This is a genomic window from Corticibacter populi, assembly GCF_004217315.1.
Taxonomy (GTDB): Bacteria; Pseudomonadota; Gammaproteobacteria; order Burkholderiales; family Burkholderiaceae_C; genus Lampropedia; species Lampropedia populi.
In genome coordinates, this window is record NZ_SGWR01000001.1 from 141,428 (window position 1) to 160,334 (window position 18,907).

Consider the following 18,907-nt stretch of genomic DNA (forward strand, 5'->3'; position numbering starts at 1 on the left):
AATTGCACCAACACCTGCAGCCGGGCACTGACGAACGCGGCCATCAACGGCGGTGGACTGGAAGAGGCGCTCAGGGGCGCACTGCTGGGCGCGGTGGTGGACACCGCGCACGGAGAAGTGGCCGGGCAAATCAAACTGCTGGAGAGCGAATACATCGCCCACAAGCTCGCGCACGCGCTGGCGGGCTGCGCCGCTGGAGCGGCAGCGCAAGGCAGTTGCCGCGATGGTGCGATTGGCAGCGCGGTGGGCGAGATGGTGGCGGAGCTGCTGCAAGGCGAGAAACCGGCCGCCAACGCCAGCGCCGAAGCCAAGAAGGCCTATGAGAACAAGGTGCTGGCCTACAGCAAACTGGTGTCGGGGGCGACCGCAGCCTACGCGGGCGGTGATGCGCAGACGGCCATCACGACATCGGAGACCGCCGTCAAGAACAACTATTTGACATCTGACCAGTGGAAGGATTTGGCCAAAGAACTGTCCAATTGCAAAAGTGATGCTGAATGTGAGAAAGTCCGTCAAGAATATCAACTTTTGCATTGGAAACAAGAGATGGAGATGCGGCAGACGTGCGGAGCAAGTCTGACCAGTACATCCTGCCATGAACATATAATTGCTGGCATCAATGGGGACGAAATGCAGTGGCAACTGGTGCAATCGAATCGCTTGCCCAGTCAGTATCTGATCGCCAGTGACTACAGCCGTGGAGCGCGGCAAATGGCAATACAAGCCTATATGGCTTAATCCAATATTGCATGCGGCAGCCAAGGGGAATGCTCGGATAGTCAGCAGCCGGCTCTATCGATTTGGGGCACTGCGCTTGGCTTTACACCGGGTTTGAGCGACTTGAAGGCGCTCATAGAGGCTGAGACTCCTTTTGATTACATTCTGGCAGCTGCCAGCAGTGTTGGTGGACCTGTAAGCGATACATCGCTGCTTCTTATCAACAAGGGCAAGAGTCTTTACAAGCAAGGTAAAACGGAGGAGGCAGGGGAGGTTCTCAGGGAGGTTGTGCGAGGCCCTTATGTTCCTAACGCCGGTGCAGTTGGGAACATGGGGGAATTTCTGAAGTCACCGGGATTTGGGTCTGAGCTTGCTAATTTTTCTCAGAAAACCCATAAAAAAGTAGGATCGGCGACAGTTTATGTGGCAAACGAAAAAATCAACGATTATATCAGAAAGGTCGATCAATTTTACCTAGATAAAATCCATGGAAAGCATATTGAAGTTTTCGATTCCAGCAATAAAGCTCGCGCAGTATTGAATATGGATGGATCCCTTAATGAGATAAAGACTGCAATTGCAGTAAAGCAAGGAAGGAGAATTCAAAAATGACCAAGATAAATATGCAGCCATTCTCGATTATTTATAGCAACTTCCCTCATTGCAAAGAATGGCAAGATGATTCTTTCATGGGGAATTTACATGAAAATTGCATTATTAATTATGAAAAATACTGGCTACTGGAATGGGCCATCTTACAAGTTACACCAATGGATAAAACTAAAGATGCTCGCCACCTGCTGTGGCCACTATTCAATATATTTAGCCGATCAATGGAACTGTTTATGGCTCACTCCTCAAGGGAGGATGGGTATTCTATAGTCAATATTGACGACTACCATCTTTCTGATTTTGCGGAGAGATTTATATTGATTTTTGAGGGATTTTTCAAAGGGGAGTTGCCAAGCCCTGCTGCCATTCTTAGTTATGAGGAAAGAAACCCTTTGCTTGAGTTGGATTAATGAGATCTGCCGAGTCAAATAGGCATTGAAGATCAAAGGCAACATCGGCAAGACGAAACTCAACCAGGCCATGGTCGTGAAAACGAACACGTTCGACCAAAGACTGATGATCTCGGATGTGGTGGCCAATGGTGGCCAATATGGTGTGAAGACGGAATCGCTGGTGCACAACGTATTGGAACGCGACGGAGGCTTTACGATACTGCCTGGCACGAAGTACTAGGGCAACAACGGCCTGGACCACGTGGTGCAGTACGTGGATGAGCAAGCGGGAAGACCATGACGATGGTGATTGATAGCAAGCAGTTGGCGAAAAATGGCTCGACCAATCTGGATCCGAATGCGGCTGGAGGGTTTGTGCAGTTGTCGGATGAGTCTTTGGATGTTGTATTGCTTAGGCTAAAACAAACTCCAGCCGCAAATGCCATTTATGCGGCACGAGCCGAAGGGACCCTGCTCAAGGCTGTCGCCTATGTAGACAAAAACAATAATGCGCTGAAGATAGTGAAGATCGATATTTAAGGCCAAGTATGATTGAATATTTTTACGATTATTTTGGTAGTGTTAAGCATGGAATTGATCATTTAGGTTTTGATCTTGCGGCTGTTGATGGAAGATCGATTGAATTGCTCGAAGCAGGGAGTGGTTCTAGATCTGGATGTTTGTTAAATGTAAGATCGGATGCGCAAGCACTGGCGACACTGAGTTTTTTTCGAGATGGCAATCTAGAGAAGTTTCGTCAATGGGCATATATTGGAGCGAAGGCTTCCATTATGAGAATGCACCTCAAGCCCCAAGGCGACTATCTGAGTGAGGAGTTGCTATGGCCGTTGATCAGCGACAACGAAGAGGTGATCGAGTGGTACCGGCAGCATGATGCGATGTACCGGGCAGCGCCGTCGGTGACGGGTGGCGACAAGGACGATCCCAAGAGCTGGATGTATTACCGGTACCAGTCTTGGCTGGCGCTGAACGGGCGCTGGGATGAATTGGGTGCGCGTTGCGAGCGCATCCTGGCGATGCAGGAACAGATCAAGAAGGATCGCTCCTACCTGATCGACCACCGCTTCTACCTGGCACTGGCACGGGGCGAGCAGGCCGCGATGGAGGCGGTGTTGCTGGAAAAGTGCGCACCGAAGAACCGCCGGGTGCGGTTCTACCAGGAGTCGGGTGTGACCTGCCAGTTCATCGTGTCGTATGCAACGCTGTTTGCCAAGCTGGCGTGGTGTCACGGTTATGAACTGGATCTGGACACACCCTGGATTCCCAAGGAATGGCTGCCGATCCGGCCCAACGAGAAATATGAAGATCCCTGGCCCTTCATGCAGGAGTTCGACATCTGGCAGCCGTTTGCCGAGCCATGGGCTGCGTATTCACCCCGGCGGCCTGAGCGTCGGCGCTGAGCCGCTTGTGTCTGCGCATGACGGCCAGCGTTGCACGGACTACGGGGCTCTGATGTTCAGGCCTGTAGTCGCTCGACAAACGGGGCAGTGGCTCAGCAGCCCCGCCTTTGGTGGCTGCATCAAGCCTTGACTGTATCGTCACGCAGTTGCCGCGCGGCTTCGACCATATTGGCCAGCGCCGCCTCGGTCTCGGGCCAGCCGCGGGTCTTGAGGCCGCAGTCGGGGTTGACCCAGAGGTGTTCGGCCGGCACCACGTCGCGGGCCTTTTGCAGCAGGCGTACCATCTCGGCCACCGAGGGCACGCGCGGCGAGTGGATGTCGTAGACGCCGGGGCCGATCTCGTTGGGGTAGCGGAAGTCGCCGAAGCCGCGCAGCAGTTCCATGTCGGAGCGGCTGGTCTCGATGGTGATGACGTCGGCGTCCATGCCGGCGATCTCGGGCAGGATGTCGTTGAACTCCGAATAGCACATGTGGGTGTGGATCTGCGTGTCGTCCTGCACGCCGCTGGCCGAGATGCGGAAGGCACGCGCGGCCCAGTCCAGATACGACTTCCACTGTGCGCGGCGCAGCGGCAGGCCTTCGCGGATGGCGGGCTCGTCGATCTGGATGATGCGGATGCCGGCCTGCTCCAGATCCACCACTTCGTCTCGGATGGCCAGCGCGATCTGCAGTGCCGTCAGCGCGCGCGGCTGGTCGTCGCGCACGAACGACCATTGCAGGATGGTGATCGGACCGGTGAGCATGCCCTTCATCGGCCGGCTCGTCAGGCTCTGGGCGTATTGCGTCCAGTCCACCGTCATCGCGCGTGGACGCGCCACGTCGCCGTAGAGGATGGGCGGCTTGACGCAGCGCGAGCCATAGCTTTGCACCCAGCCGTTGGCGCTGAAGGCAAAGCCGTCGAGCTGTTCACCGAAGTATTCGACCATGTCGTTGCGCTCGGCCTCGCCGTGCACCAGCACGTCCAGGCCCAGTGCTTCCTGCTTGCGCACGGCCAGTTCGATCTCGTGCTGCATCGCAGCGGTGTAGTCGGCCTCGGAGAGCTCGCCGCGCTTGAAGGCCGCGCGGGCGGCGCGGATCTCCCGGGTCTGCGGGAAGGAGCCGATGGTCGTGGTTGGGTAGGCTGGCAGTTGGAAGGCTGCGCGCTGCCGGGCCTGCCGCTGCTTGAACGGGCTGTGGCGCTGGTCGGCATCGGCAGGCAGTGCGGCGATGCGGGTGGCCACCTGCGGGTTCTTCACCAGCGGGCTGGCCGCACGTTCGGCCAAGGTGGCGCGGTTGGCGGCCAGCGCCTCGGCCACGGCGGCGTCGCCCTGATCGAGTGCGCTTTTCAGCACCGCCAGTTCCTGCAGCTTTTCGATGGCGCCGGCCAGCCAGTGGCGCACCGGTTGCGGCACGCTGGCGTCATGCGCCAGCGTGAAGGGCACATGCAGCAATGAGCACGAAGGGGCCACCCAGAGGCGTTCGCTGCCACGGCGTGCGAGGACGGGGCGCAGCAGCTCAAGCGCCTTGTCGAGGTCGGTGCGCCAGATGTTGCGCCCGTCGATGACGCCCACCGACAGCACTTTGCCTTCCGGCAGCCAGTCCTGCACGGCAGTCAGTTCGTGGCCGGCGCGCACCCCGTCGATGTGCAGGCCCGCCACCGGCAGTTTGCAGGCCAGGCTCAGGTGGTCTTCCAGCGGGGAGAAGTAGGTCGCCAGCAGAATCTGCACTGGGCTGCCCTGCAGCGTGTGGTAGGCGCGTTCCAGGGCCAGCGCCCAGGGGCCGGGCAGGTCGAGGCCGAGGATGGGCTCGTCGATCTGCACCCAGGGCACGCCTGCGGCGGCCAATTGCTCCAGCAGCTTGCGGTACTCGGCCACCAGCGCATCGGCGAGCGACAGGCGATCGAAGCCTTCGGCCTTTTCCTTGCCCAGCCACAGCAGCGTGAGCGGGCCGACCAGCACGGCCTTGACGGGCTTGCCCAGCGCCTGCGCTTCGCGCACCTGTTCCAGCAGGCTGCCGGCGTCGAGCTGGAAGCGGGTGGTGGCATCGTATTCGGGCACGAGATAGTGGTAATTGGTGTCGAACCACTTGGTCATCTCCAGCGCTGGCTTGCCTTTGGCGCTTTGGGCCGCATCATCGCCATGGGCATGGCCGCAATCGCAGGCAGAGGCATCGGCCGCTTCCGAGGCGACGCCCCGCGCCATCGTGAAGTAGCGCGCCAGTGGCGATTCGCTGCCGCTGAAGCCAAAGCGCGCCGGCTCGCAGCCGAACAGCTGGATGTGGTTGGCAACGTGGTCGTAGTAGGCGAAGTCGCCCACGGTGACGAAGTCCAGCCCATGGTCCTTTTGCAACTGCCAGTGCGCAAGGCGCAGCGCCTTGCCGGCCGCCAGCAGTTCGGCCTCGTTCAACTCGCCGCGCCAGTGCTTTTCGAGGGCGAACTTCAGTTCGCGGTGTTCGCCGATGCGGGGGAATCCAAGGGTATGAATGAATGTCATGATTGATGGTCTTTTGGATGAATCAGATTGGTATTGTCAGAATAACTTCTGTATGATTCAAACGATAATTTTTTCAGTTCATCATCGATTTCATTCATGTCATCTCTTCTTGAACTGCGCCACCTCAAGACTTTGCTGGCCCTGCGCGACACCGGCAGCATCTCGCGCGCGGCGCAATGGCTCAGCCTCACGCAGTCGGCCCTGTCGCACCAGCTCAAGCTGCTGGAAGAGCACTACGGCACGGCGCTGTTCGAACGCAAGAGCCAGCCGGTGCGCTTCACGGTGGCTGGCCAGCGCCTGCTGACGTTGGCCGAGGAGGTGTTGGCGCAGGTGCAGGAGGCCGAGCGCGACGTGGCACGGCTGGCCAGCGGCGAGGCCGGGCAGTTGCGCATCGCGGTCGAGTGCCATACCTGTTTCGACTGGCTGATGCCTGCCATGGATGCCTTCCGTTTGCGCTGGCCGGAGGTCGAGATGGATATCGTCTCTGGCTTCCATGCCGATCCGGTCGGCCTGCTGCACCAGGACAAGGCCGATCTGGCCATCGTCTCCGAGGACGACGGCGACGACACGGCCATGCGCTTCTTTCCGCTGTTTGCCTTCGAGATGGTGGCGTTGCTCAATCACCAGCATCGGCTGGCGCAGCGTGACTGGCTGCGTGCCGAGGACTTTGCGGCCGAAACACTCATCACCTATCCGGTGCCCGACGACATGCTCGACGTGGTCCGCCAGGTGCTGCGCCCGGCAGGGGTGGAGCCGGCTGCGCGCCGCACTACCGAATTGACGGCGGCCATGCTGCAACTGGTGGCCAGCGGCCGGGGCATTGCCTGTCTGCCGCTGTGGGCGGTGACGGGCTACCTCGAACGTGGCTACGTCACCAGCAAGCCCGTCGGCGAGCAGGGGCTGACCGGGCGGCTCTGGGCCAGCGTGCGCCAGGCCGACGCGCGCCGTCCCTATCTGCTCGATTTCGTCCACGTCATGCGCGAGCAAAGCTTTGCGCATCTGCCCGGCATCGCCTTGATGTAGCGGCAGGTCTTTGCGCCGCCGGAGCAGGCGTGCCACGGGGTGTCGACCGCCATTCAATTCATCGCATATGAAAATGAGTATTGTTTGTCTTCATATAATGGCATGAATCGGCTGTCCGAGCACCTTGCCGGCCATCGGCCGGCGGTTTCCAGAGCACATCCCTGAACCGCATCCACATGCTCGAGCGCACATCCTCCACGCCCTTGCAGGACTGCTTCCACGCCAGTCAGGCGCAGTTGTTGCAGTTCTTCACCCGCAAGACCGGCAGCAGCGAGGATGCGCGCGAGCTGGTGCAGGAACTGTGGCTCAGGCTGCAGGGCAGTGAGGCGGCCGGCGCCAGGGCCGATTTGGCGCAGGCCTACGTGTTCACGGCCGCGCGCAATCTGCTCATCGACCACCTGCGCAGGCGCACTCTTGCCGATGAACATGCCAGCGCCTGGCTGGCCCTGCATGGCGATGCGGCAGTGGGTGCCGATACGGCCCAGATCATTGCCCAGCGCCGCCTGCTTGGCGAGGTCGGCGCGGCGCTGGCGGCATTGCCAAGGCGTACCCGCGAGGTGTTCGTGCAGCACCGCGTCCATGGCGAGGATCAGGAGGTGCTGGCCCGCCAATGGGGCGTGACGCGCAGCACCATCGAGCGCGATGTGATGCGTGCCAATCGCTCGCTCGATGCCTTGCTGGAGCGTTGGCATGCCGGCGCTCCGGTGGTTGCGGCAGCCGGCATGCCTGCGGGGGAGGACAGCCGTCCGAAGCGACGGCGCCTGCTCGGCTCCCTGCTGGGGCTGACCGCGCTGGGAGGCGGCAGCGGCTGGCTCTGGTCATGGTGGCGCAGGCACATGCCGCAATGGCAGGGCACCTTGGCCAGTGCGCCTGGACAGCGTTTGACGCGCATGCTGGACGACGGCTCGCGCATCACGCTGGATGCGGACAGTCGTATGGCCATGGCCTACTTTGCGGACCGTCGCACCGCTCGGCTGGAGCAGGGTGCGGCCTTCTTCGAGGTCGCGCACATGCCCGATCGGCCGTTCTCCGTTGAGGCCGGGCTGGTGCGGGTGACGGTGCTGGGCACGCGCTTCGCGGTGGACTGGCAGGCGTTGCCATCGGCGCGCCAGACACCGGAAGGTGCCGCGCATGGCGTGCAGGGTGTGGTTGAGGTGGCGGTCGAGAGTGGACGGGTGCTTGTCGAGCCACTGCTGCCCGATGCCCGCTGGACGGCGCGGGAGGTGGCTGCCGGCGAACGGTTGCGCGTGTGGCGACGGGAGGAAGACACGGCGATGCAAGCACCGCAGCTGGAGCCGCTGCAGCAGGCAGCGCCGTGGCGCCAGGGGTGGCTGGGGTTTCGCGACGTTCCGCTGGGTGAGGTCGTCGGGCGTCTGCAACGCTACGCCGGTGTGCCGATCGACGTGGACCCGGCGGCGGCGCAATTGCCGGTCACGGCCGAGATCCGCATTGCCAATGCCGGTGCCTGGCTGCAGCAGTTGCCCACCGCCTTGCCGGTACGGGTCGTGCGGCAGCGTGGCGGAGGGGGTTTGCGCATCGAGCACGCCGTGCGCAGCGGGTCATGAGTCGGCCCTTGATCCGGCTCTGGATTGAAGTCTGCGCTGTCGCCGGGACAGATGCCATGCGTTGGGAGGTCATTGAAAAAAGATGCGGGATTGGGCGGACTGCTTCGTCTTAGATCCTGTACACGATCTTTTCGCGAGCAACGTGGCCCGCGAAAAGATCGTGTACAGGTTCTCATGGGATGAAGCGGCCATCTCGCTGCCCGAAGGCCCCGATGGCGCTTCGCTCGCATTCATCACGAACAGCAAAGGAAGCCCTATGTCGCGTCGCGACCGATCCACCTCGCCCCAGCGCTGGGTATGTAAAAAATCATCCGTCTCATTGCCGGGTGTATTCACTGGAGCAGCCTTCGCGCAGGCATTGGCCGCGGCATGGGCGGTACTTTCCATGGGCGCGGCGCAGGCCCAGTCGCGCGCCTTCGACATTCCGTCGCAAGCGCTGGATGCGACATTGGCGCAGATCAGCCGGGAGGCCGGCATGCAACTGCTGCTGGCGCCCGAACTGGCTCGCGGCCTGCGCGCCCCCGCCATCCGTGGCGAACTCGATGCGGATGCGGCGATCGCGGCAGCACTGCAGGGCAGCGGCCTGCTGGCCGTGCATCGCGGCGATACCGTGGTGGTGCAACGCGCCGAGGATGCCGGGCCAAGCCTGGCCGACGTGACGGTGACCGACACCGCCTTTGCCGATGCCACCACCGAGCGCACCAACTCCTACACCGCCTCGGTGATGAGCACCACCACCGGGCTGCAGCTGACGCCGCGCGAGACGCCGCAATCGGTCAGCGTCGTCACCCGCAAGCAGATCGATGACCAGGACCTCTCCAGCATGGAAGCCGTGCTCAGGCAGAGCACCGGCATCAACGTCATCCGTGATTCGGGCCGCTACCGCTTCCAGTCGCGGGGCTTCTATATCGACCAGGTCGAGGAGGATGGCGTCAGCAGCACCGTGCCGGGCTCTTCCTCCAACCCGTACCGGTCGGCCGACAGCATGAGCGAACTGGAAATCTATGACCACATCGAGGTGTTGCGGGGCGCCGCCGGCCTGACGCAGGCCAATGGCGAGCCGGGCGGCACCATCAATGCGGTGCGCAAGCGCCCGACCAGCGACTTCCAGGCCCGTGGCTCGTTCGCGCTGGGCAGCTGGAGTGGCAAACGCGCCAGCGTGGACGTGTCGGGCGGCCTGAACGCCGCCAAAACCCTGCGCGGACGCCTGGTGGCCGTCGCGGCCGACGGCGATTCGTTCAAGAATGCAGTGGAATATCGCCGCCACGCCGTCTACGGCGTCATCGATGCCGACCTGGGCGATGCCACCGTGCTGACACTGGGTGGTCTGTACCAGCGCAGCCGCGAGACGCCCGACCTGTTCGGCCTGCCGCTGGGCAGTGGCGGCGCCGACCTGGGCCTGCCGCGCTCGGGTTATCTCGCAGCCGACTGGTCGAAAAACGATTTCACCAAACACAACCTGTTTGCCGAGCTGACACACTACTTCGAGAACGAGTGGACACTGAGCACCAAGTTCAACGCCATCGACAGCGACTCGCAGCAACAGTTCGCCGGGCTGGCCTCGGCATCCGCGGCCTTCGCTGGCGTTGGCGGCGATGGCCTGCTGCCCATGAACAACATGCAGCGCTACGACAACACTGGAACCCAGCGCAGCCTGCAGGTCAACCTCCACGGCCCTTACCAATGGCTGGGCCGGCGGCACGAGATGTTCCTGACAGCGCTGCTCTCGCGAGAGCGCGCCGACTCACGCTGGCGCCGCCACATGGACAGCACCAGCTACGACGTCTGGACCTTCGATCCAGCACAGATCGAGCAGCCGGACTGGAGCGACGCCAGCATCCTGCAGAACGACGTGAGCTACCGCAACCGCATCGACCAGCGCGCCGTCTCGCTGGGCACGCGCCTCAATGCCAGTGATGCGCTGCACCTGATCGTGGGCGGGCGCTACACGCGTTTCAAGGCTGGCGGCGATTACCAGTACCAGACCTGGGCCGGCCAGCCCGATTCCGAATATGGCCGCAACGCCGATGTGCGCAAGAACCGGTTCGTGCCCTACCTGGGCGCCACCTACGATCTGACGGGGCAGACCAGCCTCTATGCCAGCTACACACGGATCTTCAAGCCCCAAAGCAACATGGATGCCGATGGCAAGGTGCTCGAGCCGGTCATCGGCACCAACTACGAGCTGGGCGTCAAGTCGGAGCTGTTCGACAAGCGGCTCAATCTCTCGGCGGCGATCTTCCAGATCACGCAGAAGAACCGGGCCCTGTACGACAGCGCTTCCGACGCCTATGTTCCTCAGGGCAAGGTGCGCAGCCGAGGCTATGAACTGGAAGCCTCGGGCGAGTTGCGGCCCGGCTGGAGCCTGCTGACAGGGTATACCTTCAACAACAGCAAGTACCTCGAAACCGAAGGCAGCCGCTACACCAGCGGCAGCAACTACAGCAAGCACACGCCCAGGCACATGCTGCGCCTTGCCACCAACTACCGCCTGCCGGGCCAGTGGCGGCGGCTGAGCATCGGCGGCGGCATGCGCGTCCAGAGCGAGACCAGCAGCCTCTACGACGTGCGGCAAGGGGGCTACAGCATCTGGCAGGCCAACCTGCAGTACGAAATCAGCCGCCATGCGCGCCTGAACCTGGCCATCGACAACCTGACGGACAAGCGCTACTACGAGAACCAGCGTACCCGCATGAACGGCATTAACAATTTCTATGGCACGCCGCGCAGCGTGTCATTGCGGCTGGACTGGATGCTCGACTGAGAAGGCGTGAATGAGTCCGCCATGACCGCCGGATTCATTCGCGCGTCCTGACTGCCCGGGGCCATCCTCTGTCCGGTGGCGCCGGGCAACCCCGCTGCTGCGACTATCAGAACCGCAGCAGCGGGGCTATTTGCACCGTCGCCTCTGCACCGGTGAGCTGCGAATGCAGGAAGGGCACTTCCAGCGCCACCAGCGCGTCGGCGTAGGGAGCCCAGAGGTTTGCCTGCAGTTGCGGCTTGCTGGTGTGGTCGCGGCCGGCGCGCACGTGTGTGAGCGTGCCGTGGTAGCGGCGCTGCTGGTGCTGGCGGATCAGGCGGTTGGTGTCGGTGACCACGCGGATCACGCCACTGAGCGCTTCCTCGGGCAGGTTGCCCAGCGCCGTGTCGCCGGCGCGCAGGAAGGCGATGACCTTGGCCTGCGTGTCCAGCTCCGGGTGGCCCTCGGGGTCGTGGCCGGCAATCGCCAACAGCGCGCGCAGCGCCTGCAGCGGCGTGGGCTCGGGCTCGGCGCGCCAGACCTCGGCGGGATAGGCATCGAGCATGGCCACCAGGCCGACTGGCACTCCGCGCCGCTGAAGCTCGACGGCGATGGCCTGCGCGATGATGCCGCCGACCGACCAGCCCAGCAGGTGGATCGGACCTTCGGGCTGGATTTCCAGCGCGCGATTGGCGTATTGCGCAGCCAGCTCGTCGATGCTGGCCGGCAGCGGCTGGCCCGGATCAAGTGCCGGGGACTGCAACCCGAACACGCTGCGCGGCGTGGCGCCGGGCGGCATGAAGTTCTGCTCATGCGGACGGCTGATGGCCCGCGCCAGATGGCGGTAGCCCCAGCAGATGCCGCCGGCGGGATGGATGACGAACAGCGGTGCGGCATTGCCCGTCGGGGCATGGGCCAGCTCGATGAGCGGTGCCAGGCCGCTGTCGAAGCGGACCTTCTCGTCGTCGATCAGCGCCGCCAGCGCGCCTACCGAGGGGCTGGCGAACAGCGCGCCGAGACCGGGATTGCGCTGCCATTCCTGCTGCACGGCGGCGAGCAGTTGCACGGCCGAGAGCGAATCGCCGCCGAGGCTGAAGAAGTCGCTGTCGGCATCGATTCCGGCGACATTCAGCTCCAGCACGTCGGCAAACAGCGCAGCCAGGCGCTGCTCGGTGGCGGTGTGCAGTGGCCGGCCGGCGGCGCTGGCGAACTGCGGCGCCGGCAGTGCCTTGCGGTCGAGTTTGCCGTTGCTGGTGACCGGCCAGTGCGCCATGGCCACAATGGCGCTGGGCACCATGTAATCGGGCACGCTGGCGGCAATGTGCTGGCGCAGCGCGGCGGCGTCGAAGGCTTCGCCACGCCTGGGCTGCACATAGGCGACAAGCTTCTTGTCGCCGGCGCGGTCCTCGCGCACGATGACGCTGGCCTGTATCGTCATGCCGCTGGTCTGGATGGCCGCCTCGATCTCGCCGAGCTCGATGCGCAGGCCGCGGAGTTTGACCTGGTGATCGCTGCGGCCGATGTATTCGAGCGCGCCGTCGCGCCGCCAGCGCGCCAGGTCGCCGGTGCGGTAGATGCGCTCGCCCGGCAGGTGCGGGTCGGGCAGGAAGGCCGCGCGCGTCAGGTCGTCGCGGCCCAGGTAGCCGCGGGCGAGCTGCACCCCGCCCAGGTACAGGTCGCCAGCAACGCCGGGCGGCTGCGGGCGCATCTGCGCATCCAGCACGTAAAGCCGTGTGTTCCAGACCGGATGGCCGATTGGCACCGGGCGCGAATGGTCATGCGGGCCTGCCGGCCAGTAGCTCACGTCCACGGCCGCCTCGGTGGGGCCGTAGAGGTTGTGCAGCTCGCTGTGCAGCGTGGCGTGCAAGAGGTCGCGCAGCTCGGCAGGCAGCTCCTCGCCGCTGGTGAAGATGCGGCGCATCTGCAGGCCGCGCACGCCGGGCTCCGCCAGGAAGGCCGCCAGCATCGATGGAACGAAGTGGCAGGTGCTGATGCGCTGCTGGCGGATGATGCGCGCCAGCCAGGCCGGATCGCGGTGCGCCTCGGGTGGCGCGACGACCAGCGTGGCGCCGGCCAGCAGCGGCAGAAAGAACTCCCACACCGAGACGTCGAAGGTGGCAGGGGTCTTCTGCAGAATGCGGTCAGCGGCACTGAAGCCATAGTGCTGGCGCATCCACTCGAGCCGGTTGACGATGGACTGGTGCTCGATCATCACGCCCTTGGGCTCGCCGGTGGAGCCGGAGGTGTAGATCACATAGGCGAGGTCGTGCGGCGATGGCGCGCCCGGCAGCACGGCCGATCCATCCGGTGCGGCCGGCCAGTCCGTGGTGCTCAGGCGCGGCAGTTCCAGCGGCAGTTGCGCGGCATCCTCGGGGCGCACCAGCGCGCACAGCGGTTTGGCCAGGCGCACCACGCGCGCCAGACGCTCGGGTGGGTGCTGCAGATCCAGTGGCAGGTAGGCACCGCCGGCGCGCAGCACGGCCACCAGCGCGATGACCAGCTCCAGCGAGCGCGGCAGCGCCACCGCCACCAGCACATCCTTGCCGACGCCGCGCTGCTGCAGCGCCTGGGCGAGGGCGCGGCTTTGCTGTTCGAGCTCGCCATGGCTGAGGATCTGGCCATCGAACTCCAGCGCCGGTGCGGCAGGGCTGCGGCGCATCTGTGCCTCGATCAGGGCCACCAGCGTGGTGCTGGGCACGGCATGCGCGGTGGCATTGACGTCGAACAGGTAGCGGCTGGCCTCGGTCGGGCTGGCCAGTGGCATGCCGCTGGCGGTGCCGGCCTCGAACGCCGCCAGGATGAAGGCCTGCAGCCGCTCGAGATGCTCCTGCACGGTGGGCAGGTCGTAGAGGCCGGGGTTGGCTTCGATCTCCAGCTCCAGCGCCTCGGTGGCGTTGCCGCGAAAGCCGATGGTGATGTCGTCGATCGGGCCGGTGCCGAGAATCTCCAGCCGGGCCTCGAGGCCGCTCAGATGCAGCGGCTGGTAGAACGGCTGCACGTTGATGAGCGCGCCATAGAGGCGCCGGTTGCCGCCAAGCAGCCCGAGGTCGCGCCGCAGCTGCTCGCTGCGGTAGCGGCCATGGCGGCGCGCGCGCAACTGGGCACGCGCCATCTCCTGCAGGAAGTCGGAAAGGGGCTGATCAGGCCGGGCGGCGACCGGCAGCGGCAGCACGTTCATGACCATGGCCGGCACGCGCGCGCTGGCACTGCCGAGCCGGCCCATGAAAGGGATGCCGACCACGGTTTGCTCGGCTCCGGCCATGCGCTGGCAGTACAGGGCCGTCAGGGCCGTCAGCACGTCGGGCCAGGGAATGTCGATGCGGCTGGCAAAGGCCAGCAGGGCCTGGCGCCAGGCGGGCGGCAGTGCCGTGCGCACGCGCAGGCATTGCGGAGCACTGATGGCCTTGCCACTCTGGCTGGCAGCCAGGCCGGCGACCTCGATGGGGCGGGCGAACAAGGCTTGCCAGTAGGCGGCGTCCTTGGCGCGTCGCTCGCTGGTGGCGTAAGTGTGGGCTTCGTCCATCACGGCGGCGAGGCTGCCCAGCGGCAGGCCTGCTCCGCCCGAGGCGGTGCCCTCCTGCGCGGCGGCGTTGTATAGCTCGACCACGCGGCTTTCCCACAGGGCCATGCCATAGCCGTCGTTCAGCAGGTGATGGGCGCGCTGGTACCACACGTACTGCTCATCGCCCAGCCGGTAGAGGCGCTGCAGCGCCAGTGCGTCGCGCTGCGGATCGAGCGGCGTGGCCATGTCGGCCCGCATGGCTTCCCGGGCAGCCTGCGCGGGCTGGGGTTGGGCCGAGACATCGATGACCTGCAGCCATGGCGTGCGGGCGTCATCGAGGAACTGTTCGACGATGCCCTGGCTCGACTCGCGCAGGCCCAGCCGCAATGCCTGCGCCTCGGCGGCTGCCCGGTTGGCGGCGGCGGTGAAGGCCGCCACGTCGAGCGCGCCTTGCAGCCACAGCGCGTGGCCGGTGTTGAAACAGGGGTTCTGCGGCGCCAGCCGCTGTGCGTACCAGAGTCCCGACTGGGCTTCGGTGAGCGGCCAGCGGCAGGCCTGCAGATCGGTGGCGGCAACGGGTGCGTTCATGGCAAAGAGATGGAAACAGGAGGGAGTCGGCCGGGCGCGAGGCCATCTACAGGCTCTCAACGATCGAGTTGGGCGAGCCGGTGTTGCACGACCTCCCACCAGCCTTGCAGAGTGGTGTGTTCGGCGATTTCGGAGAAGTCCAGGCCAATGCCGGTTTCGTTCCAGCTGACCAACAGATTGAGAACGCGCATGGAGTCCAGCCCCAGGTCGATCAAATTGTCGTCCAGGCCGATGTCCTCGGGCTGTTCATGGACCATGCGGGCGATATCGGCGCGCATGCGCGCGAGCGTAAGGGGTTCTGAGCTCATGGTCTTTTCATCTCGAAGCGGTGTTGCCAAGGGTGGGGAAGAGCTCCAGGCCCTCCAATTCAAGGGCGCGGAGCATAGCACTGAACTTGGCAGCGGTTTCGTCGGCTTCCGCTGCCGGGGATGAGTCGTGCATGATGCCCGCGCCGGCGAACAGCCGGGCCCGTGGCCCTTGGATTTCGGCACAGCGAATGGCCACGTACCAGCTGCCATCGCCGGTATTGTCGCTCCAGCCCGCTGTGCCGCCGTAGAAGCCTCGTTCGAATGGCTCCAGTTGCCGGATCAGGGTGAGCGCCGCATCTCTTGGCGCGCCGCATAGGGCCGGCGTGGGCTGCAGCCGCGCTGCGAGTGCCAGGCTGGAGCTTGTGGCGAGATCGTCGGGATGCTTGAGCGTGCCATTGATGTGTGTGCCGAGATGCCACATGCTGGCTGTGCTGCATAGTGAGGGATGAGCGGGAACAGCCAGATTGGCGCACAGGGGGTTGAGCAGGTCGGCGATGAATTCAACGACCACCCGGTGCTCTTGCAGGTCTTTGGCCGATTGAAGAAGGCGTCGGGTGGCGGCCTGATCCAGCATCGGATTCGCCTGCTTGGGAAGCGATCCGGCCAATGGCAGCGACTTGATGTTTTTTCCGCGTCGTGTGATCAGCAGTTCCGGGGTGGCGCCGACCAGGTGCGATGCCGCCGCGTGCCGTGCCGGGCCGGGCAGCGGGAGGCAATAGGTGGTGATGCTCGCATCGTTCATGAGGTGGCGCAGCAGACGGCGCAGATCGAATGGCGTAGTGCGCGATATTTCCAGGCTGCGGGCCAGCACCACTTTGCGCAGGGCTTCTGCCGTGCCATTGCCAAGCCGTGCGGTGGCCTGGCGCACCATGTCCTGATAGCTGCGGCGGTCGGGTACCGCTTGCACCTGTGCGGAGTCGCCGCCCGCGGGCGCGCAGCCAGCAGCCTTCGGTGCAAGAAGCGAATCAATGGTGTGCATGGTTTGTGGCTGGTAAAGCCAGCATGGCGCATCCCGGTCGAAGGGCATGGCGCCGACCAGCAGGGGCGCGGCGGCCCAGTCGGGGTCGAGTGCCCCCAGCACGGTGTCGCAGCAGCCGGTCAAGGCGTGCGTGCTGTCCTGGAAAAGGGGCTTGTGCACGCCAGTGGCTGCGAGGCTTTGCGCTGCTCCGTGGAGCATGAAGCAATTGCTCAGGTCGGGCGAACGCCGTGCTGCCAGGGGGGCATCCTCGCGCTGCAGCGTGGTGCGCGGCAAGGCGCCTGGTGTCGCCCGCATGTGAGGTTCGATATTCGGGAGGGACATTTCAGTCGATGATGGCCGGGGAGTCGAAAAGGCGGAAAGGTGCGCCGGGCGGCGGCGCGGTCGGGACGACGGGTTGCCAGCAGTGTGTTCGTGTCAGTGATCGTCAGGCTTGGTGAAGAAGAGGGTGAAGCGGGTTCCACGGCCCTGGGCTACGGGCGAGTGCACTTCCAGGATCCAGCCCTGCATGTCGCAGACGCGCTTGGCGATCGCCAGCCCGAGGCCGGTCTGGTACAGGCCTTCACGCGAAGCCGGGCGATCGGACACCGCGCTGGGGTTCTGGTCGAGGCGGCGCATGCTGAAATAGCGTTCGAACACATGGGGCAGATCATGAGCATCGATACCTGGGCCGGAATCGGTGAACTGCATGCCCGATGCGATGGATTGGATCTCCAGCCGGGCAGGGGCTGCGTGCAGCATGGCGTTGCGGATGATGTTGCGCATGACGGTCATCAGGGCTTGTCGCACGATTCGCTCTGAATGATCGCTGCGTACGCTGTTGACGATCTCCAGCCTGACCCGTTCCGCTTCGACGCTGAGGCTTTCGGTGATGTCGTGGACACAGCTCGCCAATGACAGGGCTTCGGCCTCGTTGGCACTGGCGTGAGTGATGCTGTAGGTGCTCTCCAGCGATTGCCGGATCTCGTCGACGGAACGGATGATCCGTTCCAGGCGCGCCATGGCCTGCGGTAGCCGGGCGGGCTGAACCTGGCGTTGCAGCAGCTCTGCGTCGCTGCGGATCACGGTCAGCGGGGTGCGGATTTCATGGTGCAGGTTGGCCGAGAATTCGCGCTGATCGGCAATTGCCGAATCGACCTGGTCCTGCACCCGGTTGAAGGCCTCCATCAGTCGCTCGGCCTCGTTGGCCCTGGAGATGCCATCCAGAGGCTTGCCGGGCGCCCAGCGGGCCAGGCGGTCGGCCACGGCATTGAGCGGCGTCACCAGCCAGTGCGCCACCGTGCTGCTGATCAGCAGCGCCAGCAGGCAGAAGACCAGCACGATGGCCGCCAGCGCCAGTGCGAAGCTGCGCGACTGTTGCTCCAGCACTACCGAGTCGTAGAGCACATAGAGCCGGCCATCCATCACCTCGGCGACGCTGACGTGCCAGGTGCTGTCGTCGCGATCCAGGTAATGCATTCCGGTCGGCAGGCCGCGCAGCGCGTCAGGCATGGTACTGGCGCGCAGCATGTCGGTTTCGCCCCACGCAAACATGGAAGGGCCCATGTCTCGCTCGAACGCGTTTTTCCAGGTGGCGCCGAAGCGCGATACGCGGGATATCAGCCGATTGGATTCGGTCTGGATCAGTTTGTCGATCATCGACTCCTGCATACCGCGGTACACGTAATAGGTGGACAGCGCGACCATGCAGACGGCCACGGCGATCAGCGCCGTCAAGGCCAAGGTGATGCGCCAGGCGATCGATTTCTTGCTGGTCATGGTGCTGCGGCCTGATCGGCGGCCGAGGTGTGAGCCAGGCGCCAGCCGACGCCGTGCACGGTTTCGATGCTGTCGAAACCATGGGCATGCAGCGTCTTGCGCAGCAGGTGCAGTTGGCTGCGCAGAGCCTCGGCTGAGGGAGGTTCTCCCTGCCACAGACAGTCCTCCAGCTTTTGTCGTGGCACGACGCGACCGGCATAGCGCATCAGCAGTTCCAGGATCAAGAGGCTTTTGCGGGTCAGCCGCACATCCTGGCCATCCACTTTGACGACCTGGTTCGAGAGCGAGAGCTCGAGCGGACCGAAGCGGAGCACGAACGCGGTGTCGCACAGCTGCTGCGAGCGGCGGATCAAGGCCTTGGCACGCAGGACCAGTTCTTGCAGCGCAAACGGCTTGGTCAGGTAGTCGTCGGCGCCGTTGATGAAGCCTTGCACCTTGTCTTCCAGGGCCGAGCGGGCGGTGAGCATCAGCACCGGGGTGGCAAGCTGGAATTCCTGGCGTAATTGCCTCAGCAGGCTGTAGCCGTCCAGGTCCGGCAATCCGATGTCCAGCACCACCAGATCGTACTTCTCGCGTTCGAGGCGGTAGAGCGCGGCGGCGGCATTGCGTGCAATGTCCGCCGTCATCCCCTCGCTTTCGAGGGCGAACAGCAGGTTCTCGGCGATCGATCGCTCGTCCTCGACGATGAGGATCATTTGATTGAATGCTGTGCCGGGGGCCATGGACATGGGGATGGGTGGATCTGATGGATGTGGGTGGTACCGCAATGGTTGGCGGACGCATCGGCCTGTGTCAGTCGGTTGCCGTCCTGTTGGCCGGCGTCGATGGGATGCG

16 protein-coding genes and 1 pseudogene are annotated in these 18,907 nt (G+C 64.0%); 10 read left to right on the top strand and 7 right to left on the bottom strand.

The window, feature by feature from the left end:
* Positions 1-21 precede the first annotated feature (21 nt).
* The 7 genes and pseudogenes from EV687_RS19250 to EV687_RS00665 form a co-directional block, all read left to right on the top strand.
* A pseudogene (locus EV687_RS19250) lies at positions 22-225 on the top strand (DUF637 domain-containing protein); the annotation flags it as partial.
* 27 nt (positions 226-252) lie between these two features.
* Entirely contained in the window at positions 253-738 is a 486-nt protein-coding gene (locus EV687_RS00640; RefSeq protein WP_278044254.1) for a VENN motif pre-toxin domain-containing protein, read from the top strand.
* Positions 739-831: 93 nt separating this feature from the next.
* Positions 832-1,329, top strand: coding sequence for a hypothetical protein (locus EV687_RS00645; RefSeq protein ID WP_130466399.1), 498 nt, complete (start codon positions 832-834; stop codon positions 1,327-1,329).
* Positions 1,326-1,739, top strand: coding sequence for an Imm41 family immunity protein (locus tag EV687_RS00650; RefSeq protein WP_122225963.1), 414 nt, complete (start codon positions 1,326-1,328; stop codon positions 1,737-1,739). The genes EV687_RS00645 and EV687_RS00650 overlap by 4 nt, the downstream gene beginning before the upstream one ends.
* Positions 1,740-1,764: 25 nt before the next feature.
* Positions 1,765-1,962, top strand: coding sequence for a hypothetical protein (locus tag EV687_RS00655; RefSeq protein ID WP_122225964.1), 198 nt, complete (start codon positions 1,765-1,767; stop codon positions 1,960-1,962).
* A 56-nt stretch (positions 1,963-2,018) separates the two neighbouring features.
* Positions 2,019-2,261 (top strand): hypothetical protein, encoded by a 243-nt coding sequence (locus EV687_RS00660; RefSeq protein ID WP_122225965.1) that lies wholly within the window; start codon positions 2,019-2,021, stop codon positions 2,259-2,261.
* Positions 2,262-2,269: 8 nt separating this feature from the next.
* Positions 2,270-3,142, top strand: a complete 873-nt coding sequence (locus EV687_RS00665) for an Imm49 family immunity protein (RefSeq protein WP_122225966.1) — start codon at positions 2,270-2,272, stop codon at positions 3,140-3,142.
* A 119-nt stretch (positions 3,143-3,261) separates the two neighbouring features.
* Here EV687_RS00665 and metE read toward each other — a convergent pair whose 3' ends face one another.
* Complete coding sequence (gene metE / locus EV687_RS00670) at positions 3,262-5,613, bottom strand: 5-methyltetrahydropteroyltriglutamate--homocysteine S-methyltransferase (RefSeq protein ID WP_207226356.1); 2,352 nt, start codon at positions 5,611-5,613, stop codon at positions 3,262-3,264.
* Positions 5,614-5,709: 96 nt separating this feature from the next.
* On the opposite strand from metE, the gene EV687_RS00675 reads away from it, so the two are divergent.
* Together EV687_RS00675 and EV687_RS00680 are read left to right on the top strand one after the other, a co-directional pair.
* On the top strand, positions 5,710-6,636 hold the full coding sequence (locus EV687_RS00675; protein WP_122225968.1) for a LysR family transcriptional regulator: 927 nt from the start codon (positions 5,710-5,712) through the stop codon (positions 6,634-6,636).
* A gap of 176 nt (positions 6,637-6,812) precedes the next feature.
* On the top strand, positions 6,813-8,201 hold the full coding sequence (locus tag EV687_RS00680; protein ID WP_122225969.1) for a sigma-70 family RNA polymerase sigma factor: 1,389 nt from the start codon (positions 6,813-6,815) through the stop codon (positions 8,199-8,201).
* Between the two features lie 69 nt (positions 8,202-8,270).
* On the opposite strand, the gene EV687_RS18845 is transcribed toward EV687_RS00680, so the two are convergent.
* Positions 8,271-8,588 (bottom strand): hypothetical protein, encoded by a 318-nt coding sequence (locus EV687_RS18845; RefSeq protein ID WP_162846506.1) that lies wholly within the window; start codon positions 8,586-8,588, stop codon positions 8,271-8,273.
* Between EV687_RS18845 and EV687_RS00685 the strand changes: the two genes are divergently transcribed.
* Complete coding sequence (locus EV687_RS00685) at positions 8,587-10,965, top strand: TonB-dependent siderophore receptor (RefSeq protein WP_162846507.1); 2,379 nt, start codon at positions 8,587-8,589, stop codon at positions 10,963-10,965. The genes EV687_RS18845 and EV687_RS00685 overlap by 2 nt on opposite strands.
* Before the next feature lie 106 nt (positions 10,966-11,071).
* On the opposite strand, the gene EV687_RS00690 is transcribed toward EV687_RS00685, so the two are convergent.
* The 5 genes from EV687_RS00690 to EV687_RS00710 form a co-directional block, all read right to left on the bottom strand.
* Complete coding sequence (locus EV687_RS00690; RefSeq protein ID WP_122225971.1) at positions 11,072-15,031, bottom strand: non-ribosomal peptide synthetase; 3,960 nt, start codon at positions 15,029-15,031, stop codon at positions 11,072-11,074.
* Between the two features lie 56 nt (positions 15,032-15,087).
* The gene (locus EV687_RS00695; RefSeq protein WP_122225972.1) at positions 15,088-15,339 is read right to left on the bottom strand and encodes a phosphopantetheine-binding protein; all 252 of its coding nucleotides are present in this window, start codon (positions 15,337-15,339) and stop codon (positions 15,088-15,090) included.
* A 7-nt stretch (positions 15,340-15,346) separates the two neighbouring features.
* On the bottom strand, positions 15,347-16,366 hold the full coding sequence (locus tag EV687_RS00700) for an isochorismate synthase (RefSeq protein ID WP_165392803.1): 1,020 nt from the start codon (positions 16,364-16,366) through the stop codon (positions 15,347-15,349).
* A 366-nt stretch (positions 16,367-16,732) separates the two neighbouring features.
* A complete protein-coding gene (locus EV687_RS00705) occupies positions 16,733-18,073 on the bottom strand; it encodes a sensor histidine kinase (protein WP_122225974.1) in 1,341 nt (446 codons plus the stop codon).
* On the bottom strand, positions 18,070-18,801 hold the full coding sequence (locus EV687_RS00710; RefSeq protein WP_122225975.1) for a response regulator transcription factor: 732 nt from the start codon (positions 18,799-18,801) through the stop codon (positions 18,070-18,072). The genes EV687_RS00705 and EV687_RS00710 overlap by 4 nt, the downstream gene beginning before the upstream one ends.
* Between the last annotated feature and the right edge of the window lie 106 nt (positions 18,802-18,907).

What these genes read in the sequence shown, in the direction of transcription:
- EV687_RS18845 (WP_162846506.1), bottom strand. Translation starts at nt 8,588, where the DNA reads ATGGAAAGTACCGCCCATGCCGCGGCCAATGCCTGCGCGAAGGCTGCT.
- EV687_RS00690 (WP_122225971.1), bottom strand. Translation starts at nt 15,031, where the DNA reads ATGAACGCACCCGTTGCCGCCACCGATCTGCAGGCCTGCCGCTGGCCG.
- metE (WP_207226356.1), bottom strand. Translation starts at nt 5,613, where the DNA reads ATGACATTCATTCATACCCTTGGATTCCCCCGCATCGGCGAACACCGC.
- EV687_RS00640 (WP_278044254.1), top strand. Translation starts at nt 253, where the DNA reads ATGGTGGCGGAGCTGCTGCAAGGCGAGAAACCGGCCGCCAACGCCAGC.
- EV687_RS00665 (WP_122225966.1), top strand. Translation starts at nt 2,270, where the DNA reads ATGATTGAATATTTTTACGATTATTTTGGTAGTGTTAAGCATGGAATT.
- EV687_RS00695 (WP_122225972.1), bottom strand. Translation starts at nt 15,339, where the DNA reads ATGAGCTCAGAACCCCTTACGCTCGCGCGCATGCGCGCCGATATCGCC.
- EV687_RS00710 (WP_122225975.1), bottom strand. Translation starts at nt 18,801, where the DNA reads ATGTCCATGGCCCCCGGCACAGCATTCAATCAAATGATCCTCATCGTC.
- EV687_RS00675 (WP_122225968.1), top strand. Translation starts at nt 5,710, where the DNA reads ATGTCATCTCTTCTTGAACTGCGCCACCTCAAGACTTTGCTGGCCCTG.
- EV687_RS00650 (WP_122225963.1), top strand. Translation starts at nt 1,326, where the DNA reads ATGACCAAGATAAATATGCAGCCATTCTCGATTATTTATAGCAACTTC.
- EV687_RS00705 (WP_122225974.1), bottom strand. Translation starts at nt 18,073, where the DNA reads ATGACCAGCAAGAAATCGATCGCCTGGCGCATCACCTTGGCCTTGACG.
- EV687_RS00680 (WP_122225969.1), top strand. Translation starts at nt 6,813, where the DNA reads ATGCTCGAGCGCACATCCTCCACGCCCTTGCAGGACTGCTTCCACGCC.
- EV687_RS00700 (WP_165392803.1), bottom strand. Translation starts at nt 16,366, where the DNA reads ATGCCCTTCGACCGGGATGCGCCATGCTGGCTTTACCAGCCACAAACC.
- EV687_RS00660 (WP_122225965.1), top strand. Translation starts at nt 2,019, where the DNA reads ATGACGATGGTGATTGATAGCAAGCAGTTGGCGAAAAATGGCTCGACC.
- EV687_RS00685 (WP_162846507.1), top strand. Translation starts at nt 8,587, where the DNA reads ATGGGCGCGGCGCAGGCCCAGTCGCGCGCCTTCGACATTCCGTCGCAA.